The sequence below is a fragment of the Paraburkholderia sp. J41 genome (genome assembly GCF_905220235.1).
GTDB lineage: Bacteria > Pseudomonadota > Gammaproteobacteria > Burkholderiales > Burkholderiaceae > Paraburkholderia.
The window spans coordinates 161,219-183,784 of record NZ_CAJMZE010000006.1; the positions used below are offsets into that span (position 1 = coordinate 161,219).

Annotated in this window: 17 protein-coding genes and 1 riboswitch; of the genes, 12 read left to right on the forward strand and 5 right to left on the reverse strand. The window is 67.4% G+C overall.

Annotation, left to right across the window (positions count from 1 at the left end):
* The first annotated feature begins 26 nt into the window (after positions 1-26).
* A complete protein-coding gene (locus tag U5805_RS08435) occupies positions 27-1,595 on the forward strand; it encodes a gamma-glutamyltransferase family protein (protein ID WP_322103111.1) in 1,569 nt (522 codons plus the stop codon).
* 116 nt (positions 1,596-1,711) lie between these two features.
* Positions 1,712-3,025 (forward strand): oxalate/formate MFS antiporter, encoded by a 1,314-nt coding sequence (gene oxlT, locus U5805_RS08440; protein ID WP_322103011.1) that lies wholly within the window; start codon positions 1,712-1,714, stop codon positions 3,023-3,025.
* A gap of 236 nt (positions 3,026-3,261) precedes the next feature.
* On the opposite strand, the gene U5805_RS08445 is transcribed toward oxlT, so the two are convergent.
* Positions 3,262-3,924, reverse strand: a complete 663-nt coding sequence (locus tag U5805_RS08445) for a hypothetical protein (RefSeq protein ID WP_322103012.1) — start codon at positions 3,922-3,924, stop codon at positions 3,262-3,264.
* Positions 3,925-4,165: 241 nt separating this feature from the next.
* Between U5805_RS08445 and U5805_RS08450 the strand changes: the two genes are divergently transcribed.
* The 7 genes from U5805_RS08450 to U5805_RS08480 all read left to right on the forward strand — a co-directional run bounded on the left by U5805_RS08450 (position 4,166) and on the right by U5805_RS08480 (position 12,794).
* Positions 4,166-4,288: a hypothetical protein gene (locus U5805_RS08450; RefSeq protein ID WP_322103013.1), complete on the forward strand. Its 123-nt coding sequence runs from the start codon at positions 4,166-4,168 to the stop codon at positions 4,286-4,288.
* A 772-nt stretch (positions 4,289-5,060) separates the two neighbouring features.
* The gene (locus U5805_RS08455; RefSeq protein ID WP_322103014.1) at positions 5,061-6,029 is read left to right on the forward strand and encodes an SH3 domain-containing protein; all 969 of its coding nucleotides are present in this window, start codon (positions 5,061-5,063) and stop codon (positions 6,027-6,029) included.
* Between the two features lie 734 nt (positions 6,030-6,763).
* Complete coding sequence (locus U5805_RS08460; protein ID WP_322103015.1) at positions 6,764-7,186, forward strand: hypothetical protein; 423 nt, start codon at positions 6,764-6,766, stop codon at positions 7,184-7,186.
* Positions 7,187-7,468: 282 nt separating this feature from the next.
* Entirely contained in the window at positions 7,469-8,167 is a 699-nt protein-coding gene (locus U5805_RS08465; protein WP_322103016.1) for a response regulator transcription factor, read from the forward strand.
* Positions 8,164-9,603 carry a FecR domain-containing protein gene (locus tag U5805_RS08470; RefSeq protein WP_322103017.1) on the forward strand — a complete coding sequence of 480 codons (1,440 nt, stop codon included), beginning with the start codon at positions 8,164-8,166 and terminating at the stop codon, positions 9,601-9,603. Before U5805_RS08465 ends, U5805_RS08470 begins: the two co-directional genes overlap by 4 nt.
* 11 nt (positions 9,604-9,614) lie before the next feature.
* Positions 9,615-12,035, forward strand: coding sequence for a CHASE2 domain-containing protein (locus U5805_RS08475; RefSeq protein WP_322103018.1), 2,421 nt, complete (start codon positions 9,615-9,617; stop codon positions 12,033-12,035).
* Between the two features lie 72 nt (positions 12,036-12,107).
* Positions 12,108-12,794 (forward strand): DUF4136 domain-containing protein, encoded by a 687-nt coding sequence (locus U5805_RS08480; protein WP_322103019.1) that lies wholly within the window; start codon positions 12,108-12,110, stop codon positions 12,792-12,794.
* Here U5805_RS08480 and bluB read toward each other — a convergent pair.
* The 4 genes from bluB to U5805_RS08500 are packed head-to-tail and all read right to left on the reverse strand — an operon-like array spanning position 12,781 to position 15,745.
* Positions 12,781-13,437 (reverse strand): 5,6-dimethylbenzimidazole synthase, encoded by a 657-nt coding sequence (bluB, locus tag U5805_RS08485; protein WP_322103020.1) that lies wholly within the window; start codon positions 13,435-13,437, stop codon positions 12,781-12,783. The genes U5805_RS08480 and bluB overlap by 14 nt on opposite strands.
* Positions 13,421-14,725, reverse strand: coding sequence for a cobyrinate a,c-diamide synthase (locus U5805_RS08490; RefSeq protein WP_322103021.1), 1,305 nt, complete (start codon positions 14,723-14,725; stop codon positions 13,421-13,423). Before U5805_RS08490 ends, bluB begins: the two co-directional genes overlap by 17 nt.
* Positions 14,726-15,328 carry a cob(I)yrinic acid a,c-diamide adenosyltransferase gene (cobO, locus tag U5805_RS08495; RefSeq protein WP_322103022.1) on the reverse strand — a complete coding sequence of 201 codons (603 nt, stop codon included), beginning with the start codon at positions 15,326-15,328 and terminating at the stop codon, positions 14,726-14,728.
* Between the two features lie 18 nt (positions 15,329-15,346).
* Positions 15,347-15,745: a cobalamin biosynthesis protein gene (locus U5805_RS08500; protein ID WP_322103112.1), complete on the reverse strand. Its 399-nt coding sequence runs from the start codon at positions 15,743-15,745 to the stop codon at positions 15,347-15,349.
* Between the two features lie 203 nt (positions 15,746-15,948).
* Positions 15,949-16,214: riboswitch (cobalamin riboswitch) on the forward strand.
* A gap of 255 nt (positions 16,215-16,469) precedes the next feature.
* Here U5805_RS08500 and cobW point away from each other — a divergent pair.
* From cobW to U5805_RS08515, 3 genes are all read left to right on the forward strand, one after another.
* On the forward strand, positions 16,470-17,561 hold the full coding sequence (gene cobW, locus U5805_RS08505) for a cobalamin biosynthesis protein CobW (protein WP_322103023.1): 1,092 nt from the start codon (positions 16,470-16,472) through the stop codon (positions 17,559-17,561).
* Between the two features lie 74 nt (positions 17,562-17,635).
* Positions 17,636-21,427, forward strand: coding sequence for a cobaltochelatase subunit CobN (cobN, locus tag U5805_RS08510; RefSeq protein ID WP_322103024.1), 3,792 nt, complete (start codon positions 17,636-17,638; stop codon positions 21,425-21,427).
* Complete coding sequence (locus U5805_RS08515) at positions 21,424-22,482, forward strand: ATP-binding protein (RefSeq protein ID WP_322103025.1); 1,059 nt, start codon at positions 21,424-21,426, stop codon at positions 22,480-22,482. Before cobN ends, U5805_RS08515 begins: the two co-directional genes overlap by 4 nt.
* Positions 22,483-22,566 lie beyond the last annotated feature (84 nt).

Below are 22,566 nucleotides of genomic sequence, written 5' to 3' on the forward strand. Positions count from 1 at the left end.
TGAATCCCACGCGCGCCTCGCGCGGCATGGCGGTCGCCCCGCACGCGCTGGCGTCGCAAAGCGCGCTCGCGGTCCTGCGCGAAGGCGGCAATGCGGTCGAGGCGATGATCGCCGCCGCCGCGACCATCGCCGTGGTGTATCCGCATATGAACAGCATCGGCGGGGACGGTTTCTGGCTGATCTCGCGTCCGGGCCACGCGCCCGTCGGCATCGAGGCGTGCGGCGCCGCGGCGATGCGCGCCGATATCGCCACGTACCGCGCGTTCGGGTTGTCCGCCGTGCCGGCGCGCGGACCGCTCGCGGCCAATACGGTGGCCGGCACGGTGTCCGGCTGGGACTTCGCGCAGCGCTACTCGCAGGCGGCGCTAGGCGGCCGTTTGCCCGTCGCGCGTCTGCTCGAGGACGCCATTCACTACGCGAAGCACGGCGTCCCGGTCACGCGCGGCCAGGCGGATTGCGTCGCGGGCAAGGGCGCGGAACTGCGCGACGTGCCGGGATTCGCGCGAACCTTCCTGCCCGATGCACGCGCGCCCCGCACCGGCGAGCGCTTCGTCAACGCACGGCTGGCGGCGACGCTGCAACAACTCGCCGATGCGGGCCTCGACGACTTCTATCGCGGCGATCTCGCGCGCAGCATCGCGCGCGATTTGTCGTCACTGGAAACGCTGCTCACGCTCGACGACCTCGAACGCCATCGCGCCCGCGAGCGCACGCCGCTCGCGCTCGAACACACGCTCGGCACGGTCTATAACATGCCGCCGCCGACGCAAGGGCTTGTCTCGCTGCTGATTCTCGGCGTGCTCGACCGCGTGATCACCGACGACATGGACCCGCTCGGCCCCGAGTTCGTGCATGCGTGCGTGGAAGCGACCAAGCTCGCGTTCAAGGTGCGCGACCGGCACGTGACCGACCCCGACCACATGCGCATTGATCCGGATGCGCTGCTGGAGCCCGCCGCGCTCGACGCGATGGCGCGCCAGATGTCGATGGCGCGCGCGATGCCGTGGGGCAGCGGACGCGGTCCCGGCGACACCGTCTGGATGGGCGTCGTCGACGGCGAGGGCGTGGCCGTGAGCTTCATCCAGAGCATTTATCACGAGTTCGGCAGCGGCATCGTGCTGCCGCATTCGGGCATCAACTGGCAGAACCGCGGGTGCAGCTTCTCGCTCGATCCCGCATCGCTCAATCCGCTGATGCCGGGGCGCCGTCCTTTCCACACGCTCAATCCCGCGCTCGCGCGCTTCGCCGCCGGCCGCACGATGGTCTACGGCAACATGGGCGGCGACGGCCAGCCGCAATCGCAGAGCGCCGTGTTTTCGCGCATCGCGCGCTTTGGCTGGAACCCGCAGGCCGCTATTGATGCGCCGCGCTGGCTGCTCGGGCGCACGTGGGGGCAGTCCACCGATTCGCTGAAACTCGAAGCGCGCTTTCCGGCGGCGACCGTGGCTGCCTTGCGCGCGCTGGGCCACGACGTGGAAGTGCTCGCCGATTACGACGAAGCGATGGGGCATGCCGGCGCAATCATTCGTTATCCGAACGGATTGTTCGAGGCGGGCCACGATCCGCGCAGCGACGGCGCGGCCGCGGGCTGGTAGCGAAAACCGCGCGTTAGCGCATTACCCGATCGATTTGTCTTTGCATCCGGATCGGCATCGTGCCGGCCCGGAGGGTGTCTCTCTTCCTTTTCATCCGCATTCAACGGGGAAAACTCATGAACACACGCACTACGACGCTGCACGCGGAGACCACCGCCGGCACGAACGCCGCCGCGACGCACAGTCGCTGGCTCCAGCTCGGCCTCGGCCTGCTTTGCATGATGGCGATATCGAGCCCGCAATATGTGTGGACGCTGCTGACCAAACCGCTGTCCGCCAAGCTCGGCGTGCCGCTGCCGGAATTGCAGGTGACCTTCTCGCTGCTCATCATTCTCCAGACCTTCTTCTCGCCGTTTCAAGGCAAGCTGATCGACCGCTTCGGCCCGCGCCTGCTGATCTCGCTCGGCACGGTGATGTCGGGCCTGAGCTGGGTGCTCGCCTCGATGGTCACGAGCACCTCCATGCTCTATCTCACGTACGGACTCGTCGGCGGACTCGGCACGGGCATCGTCTATGTCGGCGTCGTCGGGCTGATGGTGCGCTGGTTCCCCGACCGGCGCGGTTTCGCGGCGGGCGCGGTGGCGGCCGGCTACGGCATGGGCGCGATCGTCACGACGTTCCCGATTTCCTCCTCGCTGGCGACGCGCGGACTCGATGCCACGCTGTGGATCTACGGCATCGCGTTCGCGGTCGTGGGCTTTCTCGCCTCGCAAGGTTTGCGCGTGCCGCGCGACGCCGCGCCTTCGGTGTCAGCGTCCGTGTCGGCCGCCGCGCAGGCGGCGGGCGTGCCGAACTTGCGTCCCACGCAGATGATGAAGTCGCCGCTGTTCTGGCTCATGTTCGCCATGATGACGATGATGTCGACCTCGGGCCTGATGGTCACGTCGCAGATGGCGACCTTCGCCGCGGATTTCGGCATCACGAAAGTGGTGGTGTTCGGCATGGCCGCGCTGCCGCTCGCGTTGACCATCGACCGCTTCACGAACGGGCTCACGCGTCCGCTGTTCGGTTGGGTTTCGGATCGTTTCGGCCGCGAAAACACCATGTTTTTCGCTTTCGCGCTCGAAGGCGCGGCAATGGCGCTGTGGCTGCTGACGCGCGATAACGCCGTTCTGTTCGTGCTGCTCTCGGGCGTGGTGTTCTTCGGCTGGGGCGAGATTTTCTCGCTGTTCCCGTCCACGCTGACCGACACCTTCGGCACGCGCCACGCCACCGAAAACTACGGCTGGCTCTATATCTCGCAGGGCATCGGTTCGATCTTCGGCGGCCCGCTCGCCGCGCTGCTGCATCAGCACGCGGGCAGTTGGGTGCCGGTGTTCGCTTCGGCGATCACGCTGGACATCGTCACCGCCGTGCTCGCGCTGTTCGTGCTCAAGCCGATGCGCGCGCGCTTTCTGCTGCGAAACGGCGCAACGGCCGCGTCCCGCTGAACGGCAGGCGCGATTGCCGACGCGCCGTGGAGTTGCTGTCGAGCTTGACGCGCTCGGCCACGCGCTTGGACAAGATAGTTGCTGACGCAACTTGCTGCATGCCGCTCGCGCCACGGCAACAATTGCAGTATCCCGGCCGAAGGCTGTTCACAGGCCGACGATTGCCTGGCGTAGCTGCCAGGCAGCGCCGCCGGCGGATAGCGGTACGTTTCGGTATCCTTACGACCGCAGCCGGGTCACGCCGCTTGGTCACCGGCACGATGACGCGTATTACGTTCTATCGCGGTGAGCAGCAACAGCAAGACAAGGAAGCCAGCCAGTGCGAGGAGCGTTCCCAGCGACGATCCAAGCTGTTCGCTCCTGCCGCGCGCGGCCCGAATGGTGCTTTGCGCCGCGCCGATGCGCTCGATCTTGACGCGGGCGTACTGATTCATGGCAGCCGCGACATAGCGCTCGCGATTGTCCCACTCCCACGACGCGGCGCGCTGCGTCGCCCGCGCGACGACTTCCGAGAGTTCGTCCAGAAATTGCTGCCTGTCCGCGAGCGGAACGCTCGTCAGCCACGCCTCCAGCAGCGGCTGGCTGGCATTATCCTGGTTCAATACGGTGCGCAGCGGCCCGGGAATCAGGAATCCGGCGGCGCCGGGCACATTCACCGTGGGGCTGCCGCCGTTCGCGCTGTCGTTCGACAATGCGTCATTCGCCGCTTCCGAACCCGGTATGGAAGCGAGCACGTCGCTGGCGCTAAGCGGAGGGTCCGCCGATACCGCCGTTTTTTCTGGAACCGCCAGCGCGAACGTCAACACGATCATGGCGAGCATCGCTCCCACGAGGGCGATGAGACACAGCAGATGTGCCATGCCCAGCAGGCGTTTCTCCAGTTTGTCCGCAATTTTCATCTCAACCCCGTTGAAATCCGTTCCGACCCGAGGCCGGTATTCGCCTCATGGCGCGCGCAGAGAATGCTCCGAAAGCGGCCCCGCACACTGGCGCCGACGAGCTTCGCGCCCGCCGTGTTCGACACCTGGCCGCAGAGCATAGAGAAGCGATTGCGTGACGCGGTACGCGCCGGTCGCGACGCCGGCGAGCAGAAGGCCGTCGCCGCCGGGAAGGGCATTCGCATAGACGGGAACCCCCGACTTGATCGTCAAGAGACCGGGCATGCGCAGCGCGAAGATCGCCGTGTGCGAGACAGTCGCGCGCCACTCGAGCGCACTCTTTCGCAAGCGGGATCTGGACGACGCGGGCATTGCGCGCATGTAAATGATCAAAAAAAACCCAGCGAACGCTGGGTGAAATGAGTTGCCGGTCCTGTCATGGAAGGCAACCGGACGCTTCCGTCCGACAAGCTGAGGACACAACCATGCCATGGGACCACGCATCGAGCGCGCTGAAAGCACACTGTGAAGATAGGTCACGACATGACATGTTGGCGATTTTTGCGCGGGAACCTTAAGGGAAACTTAAACAGGCGAACGTGTGAGCGAGGCGAGAGACGGTTGGGTGCAAGCGATCGGAGAACTGCAATATCGCTTGTCTCGATGGTGGCGCCATGCCGCGTCGTGATGCGATCGCCAGGTCTGCAAAGAGCCGAAGCTCGGAACCTTGAATGACCAATGCTCTTATAGACAGCGCGTTGCGTGACGATCTATCGAACATGGTTCGCACTGCTATGTTTTTGCGGGGTTGCGAGGCTTCCATGCAGCCACGATGAGATTGCTATTGCACGTTGTCGCGTCGGCGCGGCGAAACCCGGTTCCGCATGCGGCTCGCTCCAGAACAGGCCGGGTTATCGTAAGCCGCCACATACTCCAGCCGCTTTTGCCGAGCAGACGTTAATCGCGAGCCGATTCATCGCGTACGTCGACAGTAGCCGGAATTGTGGCGAAAACGCGACACGAAGAAGGGAAGGCCGCCGGTTTTGGGCGAATGAGCCGTGCCGAACAAGCAAACCTTCCGATCGCGAGCAAAACGAATAGGGCGGGAACATGATTTGCATCGTCACTTCAACGACAGTCAAAATCAGGGAGAGGCGATGTCAATTCGTTCCCGGCCGCGTCAGCGCGCCCTTACTGCGACGCTCGCTTCAGCATGTCTTGTCACCGGCCTTGCGCTCGCGGCCACCGATGCTTCCGCGCAAACCGCCGCGTACACGAGCGAGCCCGTCGATCTGTATGCCGGACCGTCCGGCGATTACCCCGTCGTGTCCGAGATTGGGCCAAGCGAGCCGGTCAACGTAATGGGTTGCGTCGGCGATTATTCGTGGTGCGACGTGACGGTCGATGGCCTGCGCGGCTGGGTCTACGGCGGTTATCTCACTTATCCGTATCAGGGCGGCTACGTGCCGCTGCCCAACTACGGCGCGGCAATCGGCCTGCCGATCGTCACGTTCTCCCTCGGCGCGTACTGGGGCAGTTTCTATCGCGATCGCCCTTGGTACGGCGAACAGCAGCGCTGGGCGCACGTTGCGCCGCCCGAGCGCGGCCGCCCGCCGCCGGGACCGCCGGCGTGGCACGGCCAACCGGGCCGTCCGCCGGGCAATGGCGGGCGGCCGCCGGGTAACTTCGGCGAGCAGCGGCCGAACGGCGGGGCGCCGCAGGGCGCGGGCCGGCCGGGTGCGCCCGGATACGGCGAAACACCGCGTCCGGGCAACATGCCGCCCGAGGCGGGGCGTCCGCCCGGCCGTGCCGAAATGCCGCGCGCGCCGGGCAATGCGCCGGGCGCGCCGCAGTTCGGAGCGGGACGTCCGCCCGGTAACGAGGCAAGGGAGGCTAGGCCGGAAGGGGCGCGTGCGCCCGCGAACGTCCCGGCCAACGCGCCGCGCGCACCGGAACCCGCGCGAGCGGCCGCGCCGCCGCAGGCCAATCGTCCGCCGCCTGGCGCGCCGCAGGGCGGCGGCATGCACGGCCCCGCGCCCGAGCACGGCGGCGGCCGTCAGGAAGGGCCACAGGGCGGCCATGGCGGCGGCGGCGGTGGTGGCGGGCACGAGCCGCATCCGCAGTAACGCCGGTAACGCCGGTAACGCCGGTAACGCCGATCACGCCGATCACGCCGATCACGCCGATAACGGCGCTGCATGAGCCACACATCGCAAAGGGATGCCAGCTACGGCATCCCTTTTTTATATCCGAAGCCACAACATTTAATTCGGATGCCGAAATAAATGGGCCTTGGCGCCAGTCTTGGATGTCTTGCGATTTCTCTGTCAGATTTAACAATCTCTGACAGTAACTTCCGGCTTACCAGGCGAGAATAAGCTCTCGTGATCGATTGCAAACGATCGGGGCTTATCGCCAGTGCGCGCGTTGAATCGTGTTCGCGCCGGCATCGGTTTCTGCTACGGGGGCCGGCACGCTTGGGACACGGTAAAGCGGCCGGAACGAGAGGGAAGCCAGAGCGAACTCCAGTTCGCCGGATAACGCTGGAACACCAGCGCTTTGAGGTGGAAGTGGCGACGGCGGTTCGCCTCTCGTCGTGCCAAGGGCGGCTGCGACCGGTGGGGCGGCGCCGGGCGGTGGCGCCGTTCGCTGGGCGCGCCGGCACGACGATGAATGCATCGCGATTCGTTTTCCGAGGGCCGGATTTCGCGGATCGCGGGCGCGGGGCGGGCGTCGTCGCCACGTCTTTTTCGGGTGGGCGGGCCGTTTGAGGCGTGCGCACCGCCCGGCTCCTCCGCCAATTTCATTTTGCGCGACGGTTTGCGCAACGGGCGGGCGCTGGCCCGCCAACGAGGGCTTCATGGTTTTCCGCTTCGGACGCATTGTTTTTCCGCCCGCCTCGCGCCCGGCCAACGCCGGCGGCGGGCGCGGCTTCGAGCGCATCGAACTCGACCTCGCGCGCGACCGTCACGCGCGTGCCGCGATGGAAGCCTACGCCGATTCGTGTGCCGCCGAGCTGCCATGGCTCAGCGAAACGCTGCGCGACTCGCGCCATGGCCGGGACGGGCGGCTGACGCAATGCTCGTCCACGGTGCTGCGCGTGTTCCTGGCGGCGCAGGCGCGCGCCGCCACGCAGCCCGACTATGCGTATGCCGCGTGGGAGCACGTGCGAACGCAACTCAACGCGCTGTTGTCCGGCGAAGGCGCGGCAGGCGCGCCGCCCGATACGGAGTCGGCGCAGGCGGCGACGGGCGAGGCCGGTGCGCTGCCGCCGCGGGCATGAGCGCGGCTCGCCTCGCGCGTTTTCGACTACCATGGGCGCATTCCGATACCCGCGGCGCGTGAATTGATGCCGGGCCGATCCGATCGAATGCGATCCGATGGGATGCAAACGGCATGTGCCGCTCCCAATTGTTTCGAGACGCGGCGAAAGTAATGGTTTTGCGCGCGGCAAAGCGCTGCGTGCCCAGATATCGAGGACGGAAGTCCGCCGGCCGCGTTCCGCACGTGCATCCGGCGCGATCAGCCGTCCGCAGAATGAATAAGATTCTTGTTGCGGGGTGTTATGAGAATTGCAGTACTGGATGATGATCCGGCACAAACCGATTTCGTGTGTCAGACCTTGACGGCCTCGGGCCATATCTGTCACGCGTTTGCGAAGGGCGGCGAGCTGGTCAAGCAGCTTCGGCGTCAAACCTTCGATCTGCTCGTACTCGACTGGAATGTGCCCGACATGGCGGGCGACGAAGTCCTGCACTGGGTGCGGCAAAGTCTGTCGACACGGCTGCCCGTGCTGTTCATGACGAGCCGCAGCCGCGAGATCGACATCGCGCAAATGCTCAACGCGGGCGCCGACGACTACGTCGTCAAGCCCGTTTCGGCGCCGGTGCTGATCGCGCGCGTCAATTCGCTGCTGCGCCGCGCGTATCAGTTGCACGCGCCCGCGCTCAAGGAAACCTTCGGCGAATACGAATTCGATCTGAAGTCGCGCCAGGCGTCGGTGGGCGGCCGGCAGGTCGCGCTCACGCAGAAGGAGTTCGATCTCGCGCTGCTGCTGTTCCAGCACCTGAGCCGCCCGCTCTCGCGCGCGCACATTCTCGACGTGATCTGGAAGCAGTCCGACGACATTCCCTCGCGCACGATGGACACGCACGTCTCGATGCTGCGCTCGAAGCTCGGCCTGCGGCCCGAAAACGGCTATCGCCTCACGCCGATCTACGGCTACGGCTACCGGCTCGAACGCATCGAGGGGGACGACGCGTGAGCGCCGCGCGCAGGACGCAGGGCGCCGCGAAGGAGCGCGCGGCGCGTGCATCCGTGGCGCCGCTCGTTGCCTGCGCGCTCGCGCTCGTTCCCGCCGCGCGCGGCGCCGAAGCGCGCGAACCCGCGCCGCGCGCCTCGCGTCCGGCCGAGTCCGTCACCTACGTCACGCGCGCGGGCGATTCGCTCTATGACATCGCCGTGCGCTACCTGCGCGAGCCGGCCGACTGGACGACGCTCGCGCGCGTCAATCGTATCGGCGAGCCGCGGCGGCTCCGGCCCGGCACGGTCTTGCGCGTGCCGGTCGCGCTGATGCGCCAGGAAGCGCTGAGCGCCACGGTGATCGCCGCGAACGGTCCCGCGCAGCATGCATTTCGCGGTGGCCCGCTGCTGCCGCTCGGCGTGGGCGACAAGCTGGTCGAAGGCGATCGCGTGCAAACCGGCCATGACGGCTTCACCACGCTGGAACTTGCCGACGGCTCGCATCTCGTGCTGCCGCCCGACACCTCGCTTGACCTCGCCACGCTGCGCAAGACCGTGCTCACGGGCGCGACCGACCGTATCGTCAACCTGCATCGCGGCGAGGTGAACACCGAGATCACGCATGCCACGAAGAAGGACGACCGCTTCCAGATCCGCTCGCCTTCCGTGGTGGCGGGCGTGCGCGGCACGCAGTTTCGCGTGAGCTTCAACGGCGCGAGCGGCGCCACGGCGGTCGAAGTGCTCGACGGCGCCGTGGGCGTGGACGCCGCGGCCGCGCAAGGCCGCAGCGGCGCCTATGCGCCCGCGCCGGGCACGCCGCTCGCCGCCTCCGAGCAGCTCGTGGCGGCGCGGCACGGCAGCGTGACGCTGCCGGGCGAGCCGGCGGGCAGTCCTGTCGCCCTGCTCGACGCGCCCGAACTGGAGAACGGCTCGAAGGTCCAGGACGATGCCGACGTCGCGTTCGACATCGCGCCGGTGCCGGGCGCGCGCGGCTACCGCGTGCAGATCGGGCGCGATGCGGGCCTGTTCGACATGATCCGCGACGTGCGCAGCGAAACGCCGCACGTATCGGTCGGCGCGCTCAAGGACGGCACGTACTTCGTGCGCATCTCCGCCATCGGCGAGCGCGGTCTCGAAGGCATGCCGGCGGCTTACGCGTTCGAGCGCCGCAAGCTCGCGCTCGGCGCGAGCGCCGGGGCCATCGCAGGCTCGCGCGACTTCGCGTTCCGCTGGTTCGTCGAGCGCGGCGCGCAGAGCACGCGCTTTCGCTTCGTGCTCGCGGCCAACCCCGACTTGCGCTCGCCGCTCGTCGACCGGCCGGACCTCGCGGGCGGCGAGGCCGTCGTGCGCGATCTGCCGAAGGGCGTCTACTACTGGACGGTGATCGCCGAGCAGTTCGAAGGCGGCCGTTATCACCAGAAGGCAACCCCGGTCCAGTCGTTCAGGCTCGACTGGTGACACACGCGCGCATGAGCGTGAGGCCGCCCACGCAACTCGGCCGCTCCATCGGGCGGCGCTTCCTGTTCGAATGGGCGGGCGTGGGCTGCGCGGGCGTGGTCGTCGCGGTGGCGTGCGTGCTGCTGCACCTGACGGGCGGCGCCGACCACCTCGTCTACGATCGTCTGCTCGCCGCGCGCGCGCTGCCCATTTCGCCCGACATCGTGCTGGTTGAAATCGACAACGCGAGCGTGGCCGCGCTCGGGCGTTGGCCGTGGCCGCGCGCGGCCCACGCGCAACTCGTCGACAAGCTGGCGAAGGCGGGCGCGGCGGCCGTCGTCTACGACGTGCTGTTCACCGAGCCTTCGTCCGACGACGCGCGTTTCGCGCAGGCGTTGCACGAGCGCCCCGTCTTTCTGCCGATCCTGCTGTCTCCCGCGAGCGAGGGCGACCCGGCCGGGCGGCGCGACGCCGTGCGTCCCGTCGCGCCGCTCGCGCAGGCGGCGGCCGGGCTTGGTCACATCAATCTCGAAGTCGACAGCGACGGCATCGTGCGCAGCGTGGCGCTGTTCGAAGGCGACGCCGCGCAGCGCTGGCCGCAACTGATGGTGCCGCTCTGGCGCGCGGTGCGCAGCGGCGCCGTGACGCTCGCGCACGGCACGCCGCAAGCCGCGCATCGCGACGACATGCTGCGCGCGGGCGCGCCCGGCAGCGAATCGCGCTTCCTGATTCCGTTCGGCGCGAATTCGCAGCATTACCGCAAGGTTTCGTTCGTCGACGTGCTCGAAGGCCGCGTTCCCGCCGAAGCGCTGCGCGGCCGCGTGGTCATCGTCGGCGTTACGGCTTCGGGCTTGTACGACCGCTTCGCCACGCCGCTTTCGGGCACGCTCGGGCCGCTGCCGGGCGTCTATATCCACGCCGTCGTGCTCGACACGCTGCTCAACGGCACGGCCATCCAGCCCGCGCCCATGGTGGCCGTCGTGCTGCTTTCGCTCGTGCCGCTCGGCCTCGTGCTGGCGGGCTTTCTCGTGCTCTCGCCGTTGCGCACGCTGTTGCTGCTCGCGCTGCTGATCGTCGTTTCGCTCGGCGCGAGCGCGGCCGTGCTGCATTTTTCGCGTCTGTGGATCACGCCGGTGCCCGCGATCGTCGCGCTCATCGTCGTGTATCCGGCGTGGAGCTGGCGGCGGCTCGAAATGACGATGGCCTATTTGCGCAAGGAATTGCGCCAGCTTGCCGACGAGCCGTATCTGCTGCCCGAAGCGCCCACGCCGCGCCACGAGTTCGGCGGCGACGCGCTCGCGCAGCAAATGTCGCTGATGGCGCAGGCCGCGCAGCGTTTGCAGGACATGCGCCGCTTCGTGTGGGACAGCCTGGATTCGGTGCCGGAGCCGATTCTCGTTGCCGACTTGCGCGGCGTCGTGCTGATCGCCAATCACGCGTCGCGCACCTATTTCGCGAGCCTGAACGTCGGCGCCGTGGAAGGGCGCGCGATGCAGGACGTGTTCGGCGACCTCGCGCTCGTCAAGCCGATCGACCCGAACCCGGAAGCCGCGGCGCAGGCGCACGCGCATTGGCCCGCGCCGCTCGATCCCGCGCGCGGCGAATTCGCGGAGCTGATGGAGCGCGGCGTGGAAGTGCGCGCCCGCGACGGCAGCGACTATTTGCTGCGCTACGCGCGCTGCACGAACGCGCAGGGCCAGGCCGTGGGCTGGATCGCGGGTCTCGTCGACGTGACGGCGCTGCACGACGCCGAGCGTCAACGCGAGGACGCGCTGCGGCTGCTGTCGCACGACATGCGCTCGCCGCAGGCGTCGATCGTGGCGCTGGTGGAGACCGAACGCGAGCGCGGCACGCTGGGCGCCGCGCCCGTGCGCGACGTGATGGAGCGCATCGAGCGCTACGCGCGCCGTTCGCTCACGCTCGCCGACGACTTCGTGCAACTCGCGCGCGCCGAATCGCAGGTCTACGCGCTGGAGCCGACGAGCCTCGCCGAACTCGTGATCGACGCGAGCGACGAAGTGTGGCCGCAGGCGCGCGCGAAGCGCATCCAGATCGACACGAATTTCGAAGGCGACCAGATGGGCTGGATCAACGCCGACCGTTCGCTGATGACGCGCGCGCTCGTGAACGTGCTCAACAACGCGGTGAAGTACAGCCCACCCGACACGCGTATTGTTTGCCGCCTCGCGCTGGACGCGCGCGTGCCGCAGCACGTGATCTGTGCGATTCGCGATCAGGGCTACGGCATCGCGCACGAGGACCAGGCGAGATTGTTCGAGCGTTTTCGCCGCTTTCACGCGGGCAAGCGCCCGGAAGTCAGCGGCGCGGGGCTGGGCATGGCGTTCGTGAAAACCGTCGTGACGCGTCACGGCGGCGACGTTCTCGTGGAGAGCGAGCCCGACAAGGGCACCACGCTGACGATGTCGTTGCCCGCGCTCGACGTGCCGGGCTGAATGCAAACGTCCAATATGACTGAACTTGCGCGCTACGTTGCTTCGTGTCGTGTCGCGCCGATGGAGCTTTCCGTGAAAATACTGCTGTCAATCTGCTGTTTGTCGATGCTGGGCGCGCTTGCCGGTTGCGCGGGCGTGACCACCAATCTCGCCACGCGGGGCGTGCTGCCCGCCGCGAGCGCCGCCGTCGCGAACTACCGCTTCGCGCCCGTGCCCGTGCCCGCGCCCGCGCCCGCGCCCGCGCAAGCCCATGCGGGCGAGCCGGCGCCGGCCGAACCGCTGCTGCGCGCCGGACTCGCGAAGCGCGGCTTCGAGGAAAGCGCGCCCGAGGCCGCGCGATATCTGGTTTCGGTGTCGTCGGCCACGCGGCCCGCCGGCGTGAGCTTTGTCGAGGGCGATTGCCGCGGCGGCTGCGAGCCGGCCGCCGCCCCTGCGTTGCCGTGGTTCGGGCACCCTTACGTGCATACGCTGACATTGCGATTTTTCGCGCTGCCGGAAGGGCGCGAGGTCTACAAGGTGAGCGCCGTGAAGCGCGACCGCAACGCCGACGCGCAACAAGCGCTGCCGTATCTCGTGACGAGCGCGCTCGCGCGGTTGCCTGATGAAAACAAGACGCCCGCAAACGCGGACGTAACGACGGCGGGCGCGCAGCATTGGCGCGTGAAGCTCGACGCTGGCGACTCGGGCGCCGCGCCTGCCGTGCGGTCGATCCAGCCGATTACGCCGATTACGCCGGTTACGCCGGTCATGCCTCACTAGGCGGCTCGGGCCAGCGGTTTTCGAATACGCACTCGTCGAGCGCCTTGCGCTGCGCCCAGCGCTCCATTTCCAGCATCGGCTGCGGATAAAACGTATCGACGTGGCCGAGGCAAAGCATCGCCACGGGCTTCGCGCCCACGGGCATGCCGAGCAGCGCGCGCACCTGGTCGACGTCGAAAATCGACACCCAACCCATGCCCAGCCCTTCGGCGCGCGCCGCGAGCCACATGTTCTGAATCGCGCACGCCACCGAGGCGAGATCCATTTCCGGCAGCGTGCGGCGGCCGAAAATATGCGGCTCGCGCCGGTCCATCAGCGCGACCACGAGCAGTTCGCCGCATTCGCGCATGCCTTCCACCTTGAGCTTCATGAACGCGTCGCGACGTTCGCCGAGCGCGTCGGCGGTGGCCAGCCGCTCCTGCTCGACCGCCGCTTGCAGTTGCGCGCGCAACGAAGCATCGGTGATGCGCAGGATGCGCCAGGGCTGCATGAAGCCCACGCTCGGCGCGTGATGCGCGGCGTCGAGCAGGCGCGCGAGCGTGGCCGGATCGACGGGGCCGGGAACGAAGTGGCGCATGTCGCGCCGCTCGTAAATCGCGCGGTAAACCGCCGCGCGCCCGGCGTCGTCAAAAGGCTGTGCCATGAAAGAGTGCGGCCGTGAAAGCCGGATTGGAAGGCCAGTAGGCGTGCATGTAAGTCGCGACGATCGAGCCGTGCCGATAAACCGCTTCGCCGTGCGCGCCGGTGTTCGGATTGCGCGCCGTGAGCGCGGCTGCGAGCGGCGTGCTCACGTGCGAATAATGAAACGTGTGCCCGCGCAGCGCGCCGTGCGCGACGCTTTCGAGCTGCTGCATGCCGAGCGCGGCAAAACGCTTTTGCAGCGTCGCTTCGCCCGGCAGCAGGCCGAGCATCGGCGTGCGCCGGCCGTGCGCGTCGGTGAGCGCGTCGAGCAGCCATAGCATGCCGCCGCATTCCGCGAGCAATGGTTTGGAATCCGAACAATGTGCGCGCAGCGAGGCGGCGCTGCGGGCGTTGCGCGCGAGCACGGCCGCGTGCAGTTCGGGATAGCCGCCGGGCAGCCAGACTGCGTCGGCGTTCGCGGGCGCGGGTTCGTCGGCGAGCGGCGAAAAGCGGCTCACGCGCGCGCCCATGGCTTCGAGCAGCGCGACGTTCGCGGGGTAGACGAACGAGAACGCGGCATCGTGCGCCACGGCGACATGGCGGCCTTCGAGCAGGCGCGGCACGGCGCCGCCACGTGCCGGTTCTTCGAATGCGACGGGCGGCGGCAGTTCCGCGAGCGACGTATGCGCGAGCGCTTCGGCGGCGCGGTCGAGGCGCGCGTCGAGATCGGCGATCTCGCTTGCCTGATGCAAGCCCAGATGTCGATCGGGCAATTCGAGCAACGCGTCGCTCGAAACGTGACCGAGCCAGCGCACGTCATCGGGCAAGGCTTCCTGGAGCATTTGCGCGTGGCGCGCGGAGCCCACGCGGTTCGCCATTACGCCATGAAACGGCACGTCGGCGCGAAAATGCGCCAGGCCGAACGCAATGGCGCCGAACGTTTGCGCCATCGACTTCGCGCTCACCACGGCCGCCACGGGCACGTCGAACGTGCGCGCGAGATCGGCGCTGCTCGGCGTGCCGTCGAACAAACCCATCACGCCTTCGATCAGAATGAGATCCGCCTCGCGCGCGGCTTGTGCCAGCAACGCACGGCACGCCTCTTCTCCCACCATCCACAGATCGAGCGACTGCACGGGCGCGCCGCTCGCATGCGCCAGTATCATCGGGTCGAGAAAATCCGGCCCGGTCTTGAACACGCGCACGCGCCGCCCCGCCTGCCGATGCAAGCGCGCGAGACCCGCCGTGAGCGTGGTCTTGCCTTGACCCGATGCAGGCGCGCTAACGAACAGCGCGGGGCACGCAATCATTTAGAACTCCACACCTTTTTGCGCCTTCACGCCTTGCTCGCGATACGGATGCTTGACGAGGCGCATTTCGGTGACGAGGTCGGCGGCTTCGAGCAGCGCTTCGGGCGCGTGACGCCCCGTGATGACCACGTGTACGTGCGGCGCGCGCGCGTTGACCACGCCAAGCACTTCGTCGAGCGGCAGATAGTCGTACTTCAGCACGGTGTTCAGTTCGTCGAGAATCACCATGACGTACTCGCCGCTTTCGATCATGCGCTTCGCTTCGTTCCAGCCCTTGCGCGCGGTGGCCATATCGGCGTCGCGGTTCTGCGTGTTCCAGGTGTAGCCGTCGCCCATCGTCACGAATTCGCAATGCGCCACGCTGCCGAGAAAATCGCGTTCGGCCGTATGCAGCGCGCCCTTGATGAACTGCACCACGCCCAGTTTCATGCCGTGGCCGAGCACGCGCACGGCCATGCCGAACGCGGCCGTGCTTTTCCCCTTGCCGTTGCCGGTGTTGACGATCAACAGACCTTTTTCGAGCGTCGCCGAAGCCTGCTTTTTCTCGTGGCCTTCGCGGCGGCGTTGGGTCATGCGCAAGTGCGATTCGGGATCGGTTTTCATCGTCGATGTCGGGTGATTTCAGGTGAGCTTGAGCGCGATCGCGACGGTCACGCCGTCGAGCGCGAGTTTGCCGCGCACGAGCGGGCCGCCGTTTGCCGCGAGCCGCGCGCACGGTTCGCAAACGCCGTCCACGCCATGACGCGCGCGCGCGGCGAGCGAGGGCGGCGAGAGCGCGGGCATTGCGTCGATCTGTTCGCGCGTGAAGGCGGCGAGCGCGAGCGCATGCGCGGCGCAGAATTCGCGCAACGCGGGTTCGCCGGCTTTCGCGGCGAGCGTCGCCACCGCCGCCACGCGCGCGATCGGCCAGTCGCCAAGCGCCGCCTGCACCGCCGCCTCCAGTTGGGCGAGCGTCACGCCGCGCCGGCAGCCGATGCCGATGGCGAGCGGCGCGGCGCTGCCATCGGCGTCGGCCGGCATCGAAGCGAAAACAGCGGAAAACAAGGCGCGATTCACGGCGAAGGCGGATAAAGACGTGACAAAGCGGGCGGAAGCGTTTCGTAAAGCCGCGGTGAAACCCCGGCGGAACCCGCGAATTGCGCGCTACGATAGCACACGCGCTTTCGCGCGCGAGCGCTCGCCGGCTTTCAGCGCGCTTCCTTGACGCGGGAACCTCGCGCGCCTACACTCGCACGCACTCTGGTGCTCGCGCGCGCAAACTGGCGCGCGCAGTTAAACGGGAATCAGGGAGCCATCCCGCCACGGGCACGGCCAACCTGAACTGCACCCGCAACGGTACAACGAGCGCGGCAATCGAGCGAAGCATCGCACGAACGCCGCAAGCCGCTTTCACGAAGCCACTGTGCGAAACGCCCGCAAGGACGTTCGCGCGGGAAGGCGAGGCGGCGCATCGTCAGTCCGGATACCGGCCAGAAACGAGGATTCGCGCTGCGGGGATGCGGCGTAGAAGCCGTGACTTTCATGCTTTCATGCGATCGGCGGGCGTGGCCCGCGTTGCGTTCGAGAGCGATCGGAATCGTTCGTCCCCAAGGGAAGCCGCCGCGCCATGCAGCGCCGTGCCGTTGCGCGCGCAACGTTTTCGGCGCGCGCGAACGCATGCGCCTTGGCAGGCCGCTTCCCGGTTCGAACGATCGAGATTCGCATCGCGCCACGTTGGCCTCGCCGGGCGCCGAAGGAGCACTTCATGCAGATGCGCAAGATTCCGGTCACCATCGTGACGGGCTTTCTCGGCAGCGGTAAAACCACGCTGCTGCGTCACATTCTTCGTCACGCGGGCGGCCTGCGCGTGGCCGTGATCGTCAACGAATTCGGCGAACTCGGTATCGACGGCGAAATTCTGCGCGGCTGCGGCATAGGCTGCGATGAAAACGGCAACGAGACCGAAGGCCAGCTTTACGAACTCGCGAACGGTTGCCTTTGCTGCACCGTGCAGGAAGAGTTTTTTCCGGTGATGGAGCAACTGCTCGAACGTCGCGGCGAGATCGACCACGTGCTGATCGAAACCTCGGGGCTCGCGCTGCCGAAGCCGCTCGTGCAGGCGTTCAACTGGCCTTCCATTCGCAACGCGTTCACGGTCGATGCGGTCGTGACCGTGGTCGATGCGCCCGCGGCCGCAAGCGGCCAGTTCGCGGAAAACCCGCTGGCCGTGGATGCGCAGCGCCGTGCCGATCCGAATCTCGATCACGAGTCGCCGCTGCACGAGTTGTTCGAAGACCAGCTCAGCGCCGCCGACCTCGTCATTCTCAACAAGACCGATCTGCTCGACGAAGCCGGGCAGGATGCGCTCGTTGCGCAGTTGCGCGAAGAACTGCCGCCGCAGGTGAAGATCGTGCGCGCGCAGCACGGCAAGCTCGACCTGCATACGCTGCTCGGGCTCGAAGCCGCATCGGAAGAAAGCATTCATCTGCGTCACGATCACCATGGTTCCGCCGACGACGCCGACCATCATCACGACGAGTTCGACTCGGTCGTGGTGGCCGCGCAGGTCGCCTCGCGCGACGCCGCGATCGAAGCGCTCCAGCAACTCGTCGACGCGCACACGATTTATCGCGTGAAGGGTTTCGCCGCTTTGCCGGGCGCGCCCATGCGCCTCGTGATTCAAGGCGTGGGCCGCCGTTTCGACAGCTATTTCGACCGCCGCTGGAATGCGCAGGAAAGCGCTGCGCAACCGCTCGCGAGCCGCTTCGTGCTGATCGGCGAGGACCTCGAAGGCGCGGCGCTGCAAGCGGCGTTCGAAGCCGCGCTCGCGCAAACGCAAACCACGCCCGCGAAGTGAGCGCCGCAATGATGTCACGCACGCCGCACATGCCACACACGCCACACACGCCACGCACGTAACGAGGCCGCGAGATGCATTTGCTGCGCACCACGCCGGGCGGTTTCGTCGACGACACGCAAGGCGTGGTTCGCGTCGACCAGCAGCCGGCCGAAATCGTCGTGCTGAGTTCCGCCGACACGACGCTCGCCTTGCTCGCGAGCGTCGTGCCCCGCTTGCCCGAGGGCTTTCCGGCCGTGCGGCTCGCGAACGTCACCTATTTGCGGCAGAACGCTTCGGTGGACTTTTATGTCGACGACGTGTTGCAGCATGCGCGCGTGGTGGTGGTCGATCATCTGGGCGGCGAGGCATATTGGCCATACGGCATCGAACAGGTGGTCGCGCTTGCCGGGCGGCGCGCGCAGTTGCTCGCGATGTTTTCGGGCGACTTGCAGGAAGACCCGAATCTCATCGCGAGAAGCCGCGCCGAGCCCGCGTTTTGCCGCTTGCTGTGGCGCTATCTGCGCGAAGGCGGCGCGGCGAACGCCGAGTCGTTTTTGCGCGCGCTGGCGTGGCGCGCGTTCGGTTGGGGCACGGAGCCGCCGCCGCCGGTCGCGCTGCCTGCCGCCGCGCTTTATTGCCCGCAGCGCGACGTGGCGACCATCGACGCATGGCGCGCGCGCTGGAAGCCCGGCGCGAGCGTGGTCGCGCTGCTGTTTTACAAGGCGCATTTGCAGGCCGCGAATACGGCGGCCTTTGACGCGCTGATCGAAGCGCTGATCGAACGCGGCATGAATCCGCTGCCGCTCGCCATCACGTCGCTCAAGGACGCGCTGAGCCGCGACGTGCTCGCGCAGCTCGCGGCCGAGCATGACGTGGCGCTCGTGTTGAACACCACGGCGTTCGCGGCTTCGTCGCTGGACGATCCCGAGCCGATCGAGATCGCCGGCGACGCGCCCGTGCTGCAAGTGATCCTGAGCGGCGGCAATCGCGACGACTGGCTCAAGGACAATCACGGCCTCAATTCGCGCGACATCGCCATGCATATCGCGCTGCCCGAAGTGGACGGCCGCGTGATTACGCGCGCGATCAGTTTCAAGGGACTCGCGTATCACTGCAAGCATACGCAAGTGGACGTGGTGCGTTATCAGCCCGACGAGGAACGCGTGGCATTCGTCGCGGAACTGGCTCGGCGCTGGTGCGCATTGCGCAGGATTCCGAACGAAAAGAAAAAGCTCGCGCTCGTGCTCGCCAACTACCCGACGAGCGAAGGGCGCATCGGCAACGGCGTGGGGCTCGATACGCCCGCATCCGTCGTGGGCATCTTGCGCATGCTGCGCGACGAAGGTTATCGCACGGCCGACGTTCCCGCCGACGGCGAAGCGCTCATGCAGGCGCTCACGCAAGGCGTGACCAACGACCCCGGCACGCGCGCGCTGCGGCCCGCGTGGCAAAGTCTTTCGCTCGACGACTACCGCGCGCGCTTCGCGCAACTGCCGGTGGAGGCGCAGAACGCATTGATCGGGCGTTGGGGCGCGCCCGAGCAAGACCCGACGGTACGGCGCGGGCGCTTCATGATCGCGGGCTGGCGCTGCGGCCAGGTGTTCGTCGGCATCCAGCCTTCGCGATCGCGCGGCGACGACACCTACGCGAATTATCACGACGCCGAACTCGTGCCGCCGCATGCGTACCTCGCGTTCTACTTCTGGCTGCGCGACGCGTTCGGTATCGACGCAATCGCGCATGTGGGCAAGCACGGCAATCTGGAATGGCTGCCGGGCAAAAGCGTCGCGCTCGCGCAAACCTGCTGGCCCGACATGATTCTCGGGCCGCTGCCGCATCTTTATCCGTTCATCGTCAACGATCCGGGCGAGGGCAGTCAGGCCAAGCGCCGCGCGCAGGCCGTGATCGTCGATCATCTGATGCCGCCGCTCACGCGTGCCGAAAACTACGGGCCGTTGCAGGATCTCGAACGTCAGGTGGACGAGTATTACGAAGCGCTGATGGTCGATCCGCGCCGCGCGAAACTGCTGCGCAAGACAATACTCGCCACCCTCGTGGAGCATCGCCTGCACGAGGAGTTGAGCCTGGCCGCGCCGCAGGATCGGGCGGCCGAAGACGATCTGCTCACGCGCGCCGACGCGTACCTTTGCGAACTCAAGGAAGCGCAGATTCGCGACGGCCTGCATACGTTCGGCGAATCGCCGCAAGGCGTGCAACGGCGCGACACGCTGCTCGCGCTCGGGCGTTATGCGTGCGCCGACGGGCAGGGCGCGAACGCCGGTTTGATCGACGCGATCGCGCGCGACCTGCAAATCGAACATGGGCTCGATCCCGCTACGGTGGATTGGGCCGCGCCGTGGCGCGGCGCGCGTCCCGCGTTGCTCGCGCAAGTGAGCGATGCGCCGTGGCGTCATGCGGGCGATACGCGCGAACGCATCGAAGCATTGGCATCGAGGCTGATCGACGCCATTTGCTTAGGCATGCCAGGCGATATTCATGCCGATGCCTTGCCGCGAACCGCCAGGGTGTTGGCCCGCTTGAGCGACGACGTGCTGCCGCGCCTCGACGCGTGCGGCCGCGCGGAAATGCGTGCATTGCGTCGCGGTTTCGAAGGCCGCTTCGTCGCGCCCGGCCCGAGCGGTTCGCCTTCGCGCGGGCGTCCCGACGTGCTGCCCACGGGCCGCAACTTCTACTCGGTCGATACGCGCGCCGTACCCACGCAAGCGGCGTGGGCGCTCGGCTCGAAGTCGGCGCAACAGTTGATCGAGCGGCATTTGCAGGAGCACGGCGATTACCCGCGCGCCATCGGGCTTTCCGTGTGGGGCACCGCCACGATGCGCACGGGCGGCGACGACATCGCACAAGCCATGGCGCTGATCGGCGTGCGGCCGAAATGGGCGGCGGGCAGCCAGCGCGTGACCGACTTCGAGATCATGCCCGTGGAAGCGCTCGACCGGCCGCGTATCGACGTGACCTTGCGCGTTTCCGGCTTTTTCCGCGACGCGTTCCCTAACGTCATGCATCTCTTCGACGCGGCCGTGCAAGCCGTGGCCGAACTCGACGAACCCGAGTCGCAGAACCCATTGCGCGCGCGCGTGCAACGCGAGCGCGTCGCGTTGATCGCGGGCGGCATGAACGCCGACGAAGCGCGCCGCCGCGCGGGCTGGCGCGTGTTCAGCGCGCGTCCCGGTGCCTATGGCGCCGGTTTGCAATCCATGATGGATCATCGCCAATGGCAAACGGACGCCGATCTCGCGAACGCGTATCAAGCGTGGGGCGGCTTCGCCTACGCACAGCAGAGCGCGGGCGACGAAGCGGGCGAGGCGTTTCGCGCGCGGCTTTCGACGCTCGACGTGGTGTTGCAGAACCAGGACAATCGCGAACACGACTTGCTCGATTCGAACGACTACTACCAGTTTCAAGGCGGCATGGCGGCGGCCGCGCGGCACTTCTCGCGCGCGCAGCCCACGCTTTATCACGCCGATCACAGCAATCCCGCCGCGCCGCGCATTCGTCCGCTGCACGAAGAGATCGCGCGCGTGATTCGCTCGCGCGTGGTGAACCCGAAATGGATCGACGGCGTAAAGCGTCACGGTTATAAGGGCGCGGCCGAAATGGCGGCAACGGTCGATTACCTGTTCGGTTACGACGCCACGGCGCGCGTGGTGGGCGATCATCAATACGCGCTGGTGGCCGACGCCTACGTGCATGACGACGACACGCGCGCCTTCATGCAGCGCCACAATCCGCACGCGTTGCATGCCGTGTGCGAGCGTTTGCTCGAAGCCATTCAGCGCGGCCTTTGGCAAGAACCGGGCGAGCATCGCGCGCAACTCGAACACCGTTTGCTCGAAGCCGGGCAACAACTCGAAGGACGATCATGACGAATGCCGCGGCCCCTCGTTCCCGCCACGCCAACCGGCCCGCGTTTCCTTTTAGCGCGCTCGTCGGCCAGGCGCCGTTGCAGCGCGCCTTGCTGCTCGCGGCCATTGATCCTGCGATTGGCGGCGTGCTCGTGTGCGGCCCGCGCGGCACCGCGAAATCGACGGCGGCGCGGGCGCTGGCCGCGTTGTTGCCCGAAGGCGCGTTCGTCACGCTGCCGCTCGGCGCGAGCGAGGACAAACTCATCGGCACGCTCGATATCGAAGCCGCGCTGCGCGAGAACGCCGTGCGTTTTTCGCCGGGACTGCTTGCACGCGCGCACGACGGCGTGCTCTATGTCGACGAAGTGAACCTGTTGCCCGATGCGCTCGTCGACGTGTTGCTCGACGCTGCCGCAAGCGGCATCAACACGGTCGAACGCGACGGCGTTTCGCACACGCACGACGCGCGTTTCGTGCTGGTGGGCACGATGAATCCCGAAGAGGGCGAGTTGCGCCCGCAATTGCTGGATCGCTTCGGCTTGATGGCCGAGCTGGCAACGCCGCGCGAAGTGGCCGAGCGGCAGCGCATCGTCAAGGCGCGTCTCGCGTTCGACGCCGATCCGCAGGCGTTCTGCGCCGCGCACGCCGCCGCCCAGCAAGCGCTGGCGCAACGGATCGCCGCCGCGCGCGCGGCCTTGAGCGCGTTGCCGTGGAGCGACGCGGTGCATGAGCGCGTGGCGCAGCATTGCATCGAAGCCGCCGTAGACGGCATGCGCGCGGACCTCGTGATGTTGCGTGCGGCGCGAGCGCTCGCGGCCTACGAAGGCGCGCGCGCGGTGAGCGCCGAGCATGTCGATGCCGTGGCCGATTGCGTGCTCGCGCATCGTCGTCATGCGATGCCGGAGTCGCCCTCCAAAGCCGCTCAACCGAAGCCGGATCGTCAGCATTCCGAAGCAAATCCGGCGAGCCGCGCTCCCGATCTTGCCGATCAAACCGACTGGGGCGAATTGCCGCCCGAGCCGGTCGCGGCCGCGCACGTCAAAGGCGTGATTGCGCTGCCCGCAAAAAAACGCTGAGCCGCCGGACAAGGGCGGCCGCCTTCGCACAAGGCGGCGTCCGGCGGCATCATCCTTCAGGCCCGGGCTTCGGCGGCGGCACGA

Bases quoted from the DNA above. Each gene is read 5' to 3' on its own strand.
- U5805_RS08445 (WP_322103012.1), bottom strand. From the start codon at position 3,924: ATGAAAATTGCGGACAAACTGGAGAAACGCCTGCTGGGCATGGCACAT.
- U5805_RS08490 (WP_322103021.1), bottom strand. From the start codon at position 14,725: ATGATTGCGTGCCCCGCGCTGTTCGTTAGCGCGCCTGCATCGGGTCAA.
- U5805_RS08475 (WP_322103018.1), top strand. From the start codon at position 9,615: ATGAGCGTGAGGCCGCCCACGCAACTCGGCCGCTCCATCGGGCGGCGC.
- U5805_RS08455 (WP_322103014.1), top strand. From the start codon at position 5,061: ATGTCAATTCGTTCCCGGCCGCGTCAGCGCGCCCTTACTGCGACGCTC.
- U5805_RS08435 (WP_322103111.1), top strand. From the start codon at position 27: ATGGCGGTCGCCCCGCACGCGCTGGCGTCGCAAAGCGCGCTCGCGGTC.
- U5805_RS08500 (WP_322103112.1), bottom strand. From the start codon at position 15,745: ATGCCGGCCGACGCCGATGGCAGCGCCGCGCCGCTCGCCATCGGCATC.
- U5805_RS08515 (WP_322103025.1), top strand. From the start codon at position 21,424: ATGACGAATGCCGCGGCCCCTCGTTCCCGCCACGCCAACCGGCCCGCG.
- cobO (WP_322103022.1), bottom strand. From the start codon at position 15,328: ATGAAAACCGATCCCGAATCGCACTTGCGCATGACCCAACGCCGCCGC.
- U5805_RS08460 (WP_322103015.1), top strand. From the start codon at position 6,764: ATGGTTTTCCGCTTCGGACGCATTGTTTTTCCGCCCGCCTCGCGCCCG.
- cobN (WP_322103024.1), top strand. From the start codon at position 17,636: ATGCATTTGCTGCGCACCACGCCGGGCGGTTTCGTCGACGACACGCAA.
- cobW (WP_322103023.1), top strand. From the start codon at position 16,470: ATGCAGATGCGCAAGATTCCGGTCACCATCGTGACGGGCTTTCTCGGC.
- bluB (WP_322103020.1), bottom strand. From the start codon at position 13,437: ATGGCACAGCCTTTTGACGACGCCGGGCGCGCGGCGGTTTACCGCGCG.
- U5805_RS08465 (WP_322103016.1), top strand. From the start codon at position 7,469: ATGAGAATTGCAGTACTGGATGATGATCCGGCACAAACCGATTTCGTG.
- oxlT (WP_322103011.1), top strand. From the start codon at position 1,712: ATGAACACACGCACTACGACGCTGCACGCGGAGACCACCGCCGGCACG.